The organism is Citrobacter sp., assembly GCF_050252275.1.
Classification (GTDB): Bacteria; Pseudomonadota; Gammaproteobacteria; order Enterobacterales; family Enterobacteriaceae; genus Citrobacter_A; species Citrobacter_A amalonaticus.
The window spans coordinates 1-5154 of the sequence record NZ_JBFWLF010000316.1 but is presented as its reverse complement, the minus strand read 5'-3'; the positions used below and the strand labels follow the sequence as shown (position 1 = coordinate 5154).

At 55.0% G+C, this 5154-nt stretch carries 3 protein-coding genes and 1 pseudogene; 3 read left to right on the top strand and 1 reads right to left on the bottom strand.

Annotation, left to right across the window (positions count from 1 at the left end):
- Together gudD and AB7E14_RS20350 are read left to right on the top strand one after the other, a co-directional pair.
- A pseudogene (gudD, locus tag AB7E14_RS20355) lies at nt 1–243 on the top strand (glucarate dehydratase); the annotation flags it as partial.
- Between the two features lie 88 nt (nt 244–331).
- Nucleotides 332–1474, top strand: coding sequence for a glycerate kinase (locus AB7E14_RS20350; protein ID WP_044327280.1), 1143 nt, complete (start codon nt 332–334; stop codon nt 1472–1474).
- A 33-nt stretch (nt 1475–1507) separates the two neighbouring features.
- Here the strand turns inward: AB7E14_RS20350 and barA are convergent, their stop codons facing one another.
- Nucleotides 1508–4264 carry a two-component sensor histidine kinase BarA gene (gene barA / locus AB7E14_RS20345; protein ID WP_428169864.1) on the bottom strand — a complete coding sequence of 919 codons (2757 nt, stop codon included), beginning with the start codon at nt 4262–4264 and terminating at the stop codon, nt 1508–1510.
- A gap of 57 nt (nt 4265–4321) precedes the next feature.
- Here barA and rlmD point away from each other — a divergent pair.
- Nucleotides 4322–5154: 23S rRNA (uracil(1939)-C(5))-methyltransferase RlmD (gene rlmD / locus AB7E14_RS20340; protein WP_428169863.1), on the top strand; the 833-nt coding region annotated here is incomplete at its 3' end.

The following is a 5154-nucleotide window of genomic DNA, read 5'->3' as shown; positions in this document are numbered from 1 at the left end:
ACACACTGGATCTGGCAGGAAGGCAACCAGAGTCTGACCAAAGCGCAGATTGAAATTAAAGGCGGTTTGGTGCAGGTACCGGCGAAACCGGGTCTGGGCATTGAACTGGATATGGACCAGGTAATGAAAGCTCACGAGCTGTATCAGAAGCATGGTCTGGGCGCGCGTGATGACGCGATGGGGATGCAGTATCTGATCCCGAACTGGACGTTCGATAACAAACGTCCGTGCATGGTTCGTTAAGATGTCGACCGGTCCCAAAAGGACCGGTTATTTTTTATTGGTAAACCGGGTGTATGCTTAGCTGAGTCAACATGCGTAAGGACGGCTTATGAAAATAGTGATCGCACCGGACTCGTATAAGGAAAGTTTGAGTGCTCTCGAGGTGGCGAACGCCATTGAGCAAGGTTTTCGTGAAATCTGGCCCGATGCGGATTATGTAAAACTTCCGGTTGCTGATGGCGGTGAAGGAACGGTTGAAGCCATGGTGGCGGCGACGGCGGGACGTATTGTTGATGTCAACGTCACGGGTCCGCTGGGGGAACCCGTCACCGCGTTTTTCGGCTTATCCGGCGACGAGCGCACGGCTTTCATTGAGATGGCAGCAGCCAGCGGCCTGGAGCAGGTGCCTGTCGCGTTACGCGATCCATTAAAGACAACCTCCTGGGGAACCGGGGAGTTGATTCGTCATGCGCTGGATGCTGGCGTAGATCATATTATTATCGGGCTCGGCGGCAGTGCGACCAACGACGGCGGTGCGGGCATGGTGCAGGCGTTGGGGGCAAAATTGCTCGATGCCCGGCAGAATGAAATTGGTAAGGGCGGAGCAGCGCTCGATGCGCTTACACGGATCGATATCAGCCAGTTGGATCCGCGTCTTGCCGCATGCCGTATTGAAGTCGCGTGTGATGTGACTAACCCGCTGACCGGTAAAGAGGGGGCGTCAGCGGTGTTTGGTCCACAGAAAGGGGCTACGGCAGAGACGATCGATCGTCTGGATACAGCACTGGTGCATTATGCGCAGATTATCACCCGCGATCTGGAGGTGGATGTCCTTGAACTGGCTGGTGGCGGTGCGGCAGGCGGGATGGGCGCGGCGCTGTATGCGTTTTGCGGTGCGCAACTGCGACGCGGAATTGAGATAGTCACCGATGCGCTACAACTGGATGCATGCGTTGCGGATGCCGATCTGGTGGTGACCGGCGAAGGGCGCATGGATAGCCAGACGATCCACGGTAAAGTTCCGGTAGGGGTGGCGAAGGTGGCAAAGCGCTACCACAAACCGGTGATCGGTATTGCCGGTAGCCTGACGGCCGATGTCGGCATCGTCCATGAACATGGGCTGGATGCCGTCTTTAGCGTGATTTATACCATCTGTACGCTGGACGATGCGTTGAAGAACGCCGCAGAGAATGTGCGCATGACCGCGCGCAACGTCGCGGCGACGCTCAAAATGGGACAGACGCTACGCTGATCGACAGGCCGGATGGCGCGCTGCCTGTCCGGCCTACAATAGCCATTTTCGCGCTTCACGCGCCACGTTATCCATCTCGTCCAGCAGTTCCAGAAACTCGGGTTCCAGATCTTCTTCTGGCGTCCCTTCGCGTAACTGGCTTTCCAGCAACTGACACAAATTCTTCATGCGCGGTACGCCGCTATAACCGCAACTGCCATGCAGCTTATGAATCAAATCGATTAATCCTTGTGGATTTTCCCCTACCAACTGCTCTTCGATTTTATTACGCACTTCCGGCAGAAAATCGATCAGCATTTGCAGCATATCGCGTGCCAGATCGGGTTTTCCGGCGGCCTGGCGTAGCGCCAGTTGCCAGTCCAGCGTGGCATTTGGGTTGAAAACCGGTTCGATCGGTTCAGCGCTAAGCCGGCGTGTCGGAACACTTGCGCCAGGTTTGTAGCGTTGCAGCAGATTAAACAGCTTCTCTTCTTCGATCGGTTTTGCCAGATAGTCATTCATTCCGGCACTCAGCAATTTCTCTTTCTGGCCTGCCATCGCGTGCGCGGTGACGGCGATCACCGGGGTTTGCTGTTGATGAGGAAGCTGGTGGATCAGTTCGCAAGCCCGAATGCCATCCATGTCCGGCATCTGAATATCCATCAGGATCAGATCAAACTGCATCTGCTTCGCGCGATCGACCGCCTGTTGGCCGCTATCACACAGCTCAACATGTTGAACCAGATCGTCCAGCAGTGCGCCGATCAGCTTCAGGTTGGCTGGATTATCATCAACCGCCATAACCGTCATGGCAATTTTGCTTTCGTCTGAGACCAGCGCGCTTTCGGGGTGATTCTGACGACACAAATCCACCAGCGCGGGCAGCAGACGCGTAGAGGTCAGGGGTTTTAGCAGACAACTTGCCACACCGTCCTGTTTGAGTTTCTCGGCGTTCACCTGAGCGTGGCACGGCAGCGCCAGCATCAGGAATTCGGTCATTTTGGTTGCCTGAATCAGCCGCTCGTGCTGCATTGTCAGCGGCTCTTTGAAGGTGACGGCAACGCCAAGCAGCATAAAGTCGTAGTGCTCAACGGCCAGTGCGGAAAACGTTGGGCTATAAATCACCTCCAGCGGCGTTTCGCTAAGAATATCCAGCGTACACTGTGCGGCAGCGGCATTTGGCTCGATGTAGGCAATACGTTTACCCACCAGGCAGGTGGTCGCCGGGCCATCCTTAATCACATTCGGATTCAGATCGAGATTGATGTGGAACCAGAAGGTTGAGCCGCGATTCGGCTGGCTGTGGAAGGAGATATCGCCGCCCATCTCGTTAACCAGTTTCTGCGTGATCACCAGCCCCAGTCCGGTACCGCCGTGGCGACGGGAAATACTGGCATCGGCCTGACGGAAAGCCTGGAACAGGCGTGACTGGTCGCGCTCGGGGATACCGATGCCGGTATCGCGGATCTGCACTTCGATCTGCACTTTGGTGTTACTCAGCGAACGCTTTTCCACCAGAATGTCGATGTCGCCGCTCTCGGTGAATTTAATCGCGTTACCGACCAGATTAGTGATGACCTGCTGCAAACGCAGCGGGTCGCCAATCACGTTATCCGGTACGTCATTCTTAATATTGAGCGTCAGCTCCAGCCCTTTGTCGTGCGATGAATGTGCCAGCAGCGTCACCACTTCATCGAGCGTATTGCGCAGGGCAAAGGGAATGCTTTCGAGAATAAGTTTACCCGCTTCCAGCTTAGAGAAATCGAGAACGTCGTTGATGATTGCCAGCAGGTTATTTGCCGAACGCTCGATGGTATTCAGGTGGTCGCGCTGGGTGGTATTCAGCTCGGTTTTCAGCGTCAGGCGCGTAAAGCCGATCACGCCGTTCAGCGGGGTGCGCAGCTCATGGGACATGTTGGCCAAAAATTCAGACTTGATGCGCGCGGCTTCCTGCGCACGCTTTTTCGCGAGATCCAGCTCGACGTTCTGGATCTCCATCTGCTCGAGCGTTTCACGCAAATCGGAGGTCGCCTGATCGATATTGTGCTGCATCTCTTCGTGATAGGCAGCGAGCGACATGGCCATCGAGTTAATGCCGTTTTTCAACACATCCAGCTCGCCGAGCATAAAGCCCTCCACGCGGCTGTCGAGTTGCCCCCGGCGGATGCGGTCAACCGTATTGACCATGTTGCGAATCGGCCCTGTCACATCGCGCATCAGACGCCAGCCAAAGATCAGCGCAATGCCGATACAAAACAGCATCATGACGGAAGAAATGAAGATTTCTTTATACTGTTGTAAGCGGACCGACTTGAGATCGAGCTCAAGCGCCACATATCCCAACATATTACCCGCGTTTTTCGCATCAGTGGCCGGGGATTCGTCAAGCGAATAGCTTTCTGAAATGATCGGCGTGCGCAGGATTAAAATATCGCCCTGACCCTGAACGCTCAGTCGGCGCGGAAACGGTGAGCCCGGAGGCAGTTGCATTTCCGACGGATTGAGATTGAAATTCGAGGTGACGAAGAGGTGATTGTTCTCGTCGTAGACCGAAATCGCCCGCACAATCTCTGAGTGGCGGCGATGCAAAACGCTAATGAGCTGGCCGATGGATTCGCGGTTTTGCAGGTTCATACCGTATTCGGTAGAGACCGCGAGAGGCTCGATGATACTGGCACCGGCATCTTCCAGTTGACGCTGCAAGTCGTGGTAGCGATGCACAACGAAAAAGATACTGAGCAGTAAACCGATAAGCACGGTCGGGGCCAGGATCAGAATCATCATGCGAGCGCGCAGGCTGTAGTTGGTCATGGAGTTCCGTTATGGGACAATTAGGGTCACATTGTTAAATTGAGAATATTCTCGTCGATGGCGCAATTCTACTCTGCAAAACGGCGCGTGACGACGCGCCAGATCATAACCGTTACCGTCAATGACCTCGATTCTTTTGGTCAGGGCGTTGCGCGACACAACGGAAAGACGTTGTTTATCCCCGGATTGTTGCCGCAGGAAAGTGCGGACGTGGCGATCACCGAAGATAAAAAACAGTACGCGAAAGCCCAGGTTAAGCGCCGTTTGAATGATAGCCCGGATCGCGTCACGCCGCGCTGTCCGCACTTTGGCATTTGCGGCGGCTGTCAGCAACAGCACGCGAGTATCGAACTGCAGCAGCGCAGTAAAAGCGCCGCGCTGTCACGCCTGATGAATAACGATGTCACCGAGGTGATCGCCGATGCGCCGTGGGGCTATCGCCGTCGCGCACGTTTAAGTCTCAACTTCCAACCCAAGACCCAGCAGTTCCAGATGGGATTTCGCAAGTCAGCGTCCAGTGACATCGTTGATGTCAGACAGTGCCCCATTCTGGTGCCCCAACTTGAAGCATTACTGCCCGATCTCAGGGCATGCCTTGGCAGCCTGCAGGGAATTCGCCATCTGGGACATGTTGAACTGGTGCAGGCAGACAGCGGTACGCTGATGATTCTGCGCCATACCGCGCCGTTAAGTCGCGCGGATAACGAAAAACTGGAACGCTTTTCGCATTCAAAGGGACTGTCTCTGTATCTGGCACCGCAAAGCGAGATACTGGAAACGGTTTCTGGTCAGACGCCCTGGTATGAATCAAACGGGCTACGCTTAAACTTCAGTCCGCGTGATTTTATTCAGGTCAATGCAGGGGTGAACCAGAAAATGGTGGCCAGCGC

What these genes read in the sequence shown, in the direction of transcription:
- AB7E14_RS20350 (WP_044327280.1), top strand. Translation starts at nt 332, where the DNA reads ATGAAAATAGTGATCGCACCGGACTCGTATAAGGAAAGTTTGAGTGCT.
- barA (WP_428169864.1), bottom strand. Translation starts at nt 4,264, where the DNA reads ATGACCAACTACAGCCTGCGCGCTCGCATGATGATTCTGATCCTGGCC.